Source organism: Corallococcus sp. AB018 (genome assembly GCF_003986945.1).
Classification (GTDB): domain Bacteria; phylum Myxococcota; class Myxococcia; order Myxococcales; family Myxococcaceae; genus Corallococcus; species Corallococcus exiguus.
In genome coordinates this window covers 1-2,693 of the sequence record NZ_RAWR01000410.1, presented here as the reverse complement: position 1 = coordinate 2,693, position 2,693 = coordinate 1, and the positions used below count along the sequence as shown (strand labels likewise).

At 69.6% G+C, this 2,693-nt stretch carries 5 protein-coding genes; all 5 read left to right on the top strand.

The features are described 5' to 3' along the window. The first annotated feature begins 324 nt into the window (after positions 1-324). Genes D7Y11_RS42225 through D7Y11_RS42205 form a run of 5 tightly spaced genes read left to right on the top strand, consistent with a single transcriptional unit; the run spans position 325 to position 2,578 of the window. A complete protein-coding gene (locus tag D7Y11_RS42225; protein ID WP_126936488.1) occupies positions 325-873 on the top strand; it encodes a transposase in 549 nt (182 codons plus the stop codon). Beyond that, the gene (locus D7Y11_RS45090) at positions 813-1,025 is read left to right on the top strand and encodes a transposase (protein ID WP_255431209.1); all 213 of its coding nucleotides are present in this window, start codon (positions 813-815) and stop codon (positions 1,023-1,025) included. The genes D7Y11_RS42225 and D7Y11_RS45090 overlap by 61 nt, the downstream gene beginning before the upstream one ends. A 41-nt stretch (positions 1,026-1,066) precedes the next feature. Further along, positions 1,067-1,381 (top strand): hypothetical protein, encoded by a 315-nt coding sequence (locus tag D7Y11_RS42215; protein ID WP_126936486.1) that lies wholly within the window; start codon positions 1,067-1,069, stop codon positions 1,379-1,381. 7 nt (positions 1,382-1,388) lie between these two features. Continuing rightward, entirely contained in the window at positions 1,389-1,754 is a 366-nt protein-coding gene (gene tnpB / locus D7Y11_RS42210; RefSeq protein ID WP_126936485.1) for an IS66 family insertion sequence element accessory protein TnpB, read from the top strand. Between the two features lie 47 nt (positions 1,755-1,801). Then, positions 1,802-2,578 (top strand): transposase, encoded by a 777-nt coding sequence (locus D7Y11_RS42205; RefSeq protein ID WP_126936484.1) that lies wholly within the window; start codon positions 1,802-1,804, stop codon positions 2,576-2,578. Positions 2,579-2,693 lie beyond the last annotated feature (115 nt).

Below are 2,693 nucleotides of genomic sequence, written 5' to 3'. Positions count from 1 at the left end.
GCGGGAGGACTTCTACGCTGCTGCCGTCCACCTCCTGGCGCAGTTGGGCCGCCCAGGAGGCTTCCGACGTCTCATCTCCTCTGCCCGCACTCGTTGGGTAGGCAAAGATTTACCCCGGATGGCTTAGATGGTGACGGCCCGCACGCGTCGTCTCGCGCTCGGGTCTTGTCCTCCACCCCTCGTGCCCCACCTGTCACGCCGTGCCTGTGTGTTGGCGCGCCACGCCCACGGACTTCTCTCCCTTCCCCCTGTGTCAGGGAAGTTGTCGCCTCGGCTGAGCGGCCGGGATGACCACGCCCCGGGGGCGAGAGCAGGCAGGACGCAGTGCCGTACACGGATGGATTCAAGACGCAGATGGTGAAGCGGATGGTGGGCCCGGGCGCGGTGAGCGCCGCGGCGCTGGCCCGTCAAGTGGGCGTGTCGCAGCCGACGTTGTCGCAGTGGTTGCGCGAGGCGAATAAGTTGGCGGCGATGACGCCCCCGCCCGAGGAGAAGAAGCCCGCCGTGCCCGCCGCGCCGAAGAAGTGGACGCCCGAGGAGAAGCTGCGTGTGCTGGTGGCGGCCCAGGGGCTGACGGGCGAAGCGTTGGGGGCGCTGCTGCGCGGCGAGGGGTTGCACGAGGAGAAGTTGAAGGAGTGGCAGCAGGCCCTCGGGGGTGCGGCGACGGAAGCCCTGCCGGCCAAGGAGCGCAGGCGGCTGGCGGCGGCCGAGAAGCGGGTGAAGGAGTTGGAGCGGGAGTTGCGCCGCAAGGAGAAGGCGCTGGCGGAAACGGCGGCGCTGCTGGTTCTCGAAAAAAAACTTCAGGCGACGGGCTGGGACGAGCGGCACCTGGACGACGAGGACGACGCAGCGGACGAGAAGCACGAGAAATAACGCTCGCCCACGTCGAGGAGGCCCTCCAGCAGGGCGTGCGGCTTGAGGCCGTCTGCGAGCGGCTCGGGGTGGCCCCTCGCACGATTCAACGCTGGAGGAAGCCGGCCACCGCGCAGGACGGGCGTAACCGTCCGGCCAACGACGTGCCGTGAGGGATTGCCGGGGGCGCGGCACGCAGCGGACGCTCCTGGGCATGTCGAAGCAGGTGGAGAAGCCGGAGTGGGTGCACGTCGCGGCAGCATTCGAGGCCAGCGGGCAGACGCAGCGGGAGTTCGCGCAACAGCGAGGCGTGAGGCTGAGCACGTTGCAGTCGTGGGTGTATCGGAGTCGGAGGGCCGAGACGGCGCGGAATGAGCCGGTGCGGCTGTTACCGGTGCAGGTGGCGACGGCGCCCGCGGCGTCCGAGTCCGTGCTGGAGGTGGTGGCGGCAAGCGGAGCGCGAGTGCGCTTCGCCGTGGGGACGGACGTGGCGTACGTCGCGCGTCTCGTCGCCGCGCTGGGGCGGTGAGGCGGCGATGTTTGCCCTTCCTGCGTCGGTGCGCGTGGTGCTGGCGACGGAGCCGGTGGACATGCGCAAGTCCATCGACGGACTCATGGCGCTGGTGCGCACGGCGTGGGGCGAGGACGTCTGTTCCGGGCACCTCTTCGCCTTCGTCTCGCGCCGAGGCGACCGAATCAAGGTGCTGACGTGGAGCCGGGGCGGCTTCGTGCTGCTCTACAAGCGGCTGGAGACGGGGAGATTCCGACTGCCGCGCGTGGAGGAGGAAGCGACGTGCGTGGAACTGGACGCCACGCAACTGGCGATGCTGCTGGACGGCATCGACGTGGCCCAGGTGAAGCGGCAGCCCGCCTGGACGCCTCCTGGCCGCACGGGCAGCTGAGACGGACTGGGGGCACCGGGGCCGGCCGTTATTCGAGAGTGCCTCGCGTGCTGCCCCAGAACCACTTCTGCCCCTGGCGGGAAGAAGCCGAGGAACTCAAAGCCGAGGTGGGCCGCATCGGCGGAGAGCTGGACACCCTCAAAGGGCAGATGGCGGCACTGCAACGCCACGTCTTCGGCCGCAAAACCGAGCGGATGCCGTCCGTGGCCAGCGAGCTGCGCCAGGCCGCGGCGAGCCCCGCGTCGAAAGCGGCGCGGGACGAGGCGGCCCTGCGGACACGGCGCGAGCGTGCGGCGCACAAGGCCGAGGAGGCCCCCAGCCGCGAAGTCCGGCACCCGGTACCACCCGAGGCCCGGCACTGTCCCGCGTGCGGAAGCGACGACTTGAAGCCGCTGGGCGAGGGCCGAAGGACGGTGGTGTACGAGTACGTACCCGCCTTCTTCGAGCGCCAGGTGCACGTGCAGGAAGTCCTCGCGTGCGCCTGCGGCCAGGGCGTGGTGACGGCGCCTGCGCCGCCGAAGGTGGTGGACAGGGGCGAGTACGGCCCGGGCTTCCTTGCGCACGTGGTGACGTCCAAGTGCGCCGATGCCATGCCCCTGCACCGGCTGGCGCAGCGGATTGAAAGAGGCCGCGTCCCCATGAGTCGCAGCACGCTGACGGACCTCTTCCATGAGGCTGCTTCGGTGCTCCTGCCTCTCTCGTCGCACCTCTTGCAAGTCATTGCGGCCGCCGAGGTGGTGTGGGCCGACGAGACGCCCGTGCGCGTGCTGGACGTGAAGAAGACGAAGCAAGGCTACCTCTGTAACCGTCCGGTCTGGGCGTGACCCGGTTCCGTAGACAGGTTGGTTACGCGGCCAGCCTACTCGTTGTGGCCACTCGCTCGAACTCGATGGGGCTGAGGTAGCCCAGGGCGGAGTGGCGCCGCTTCCGGTTGTAGAA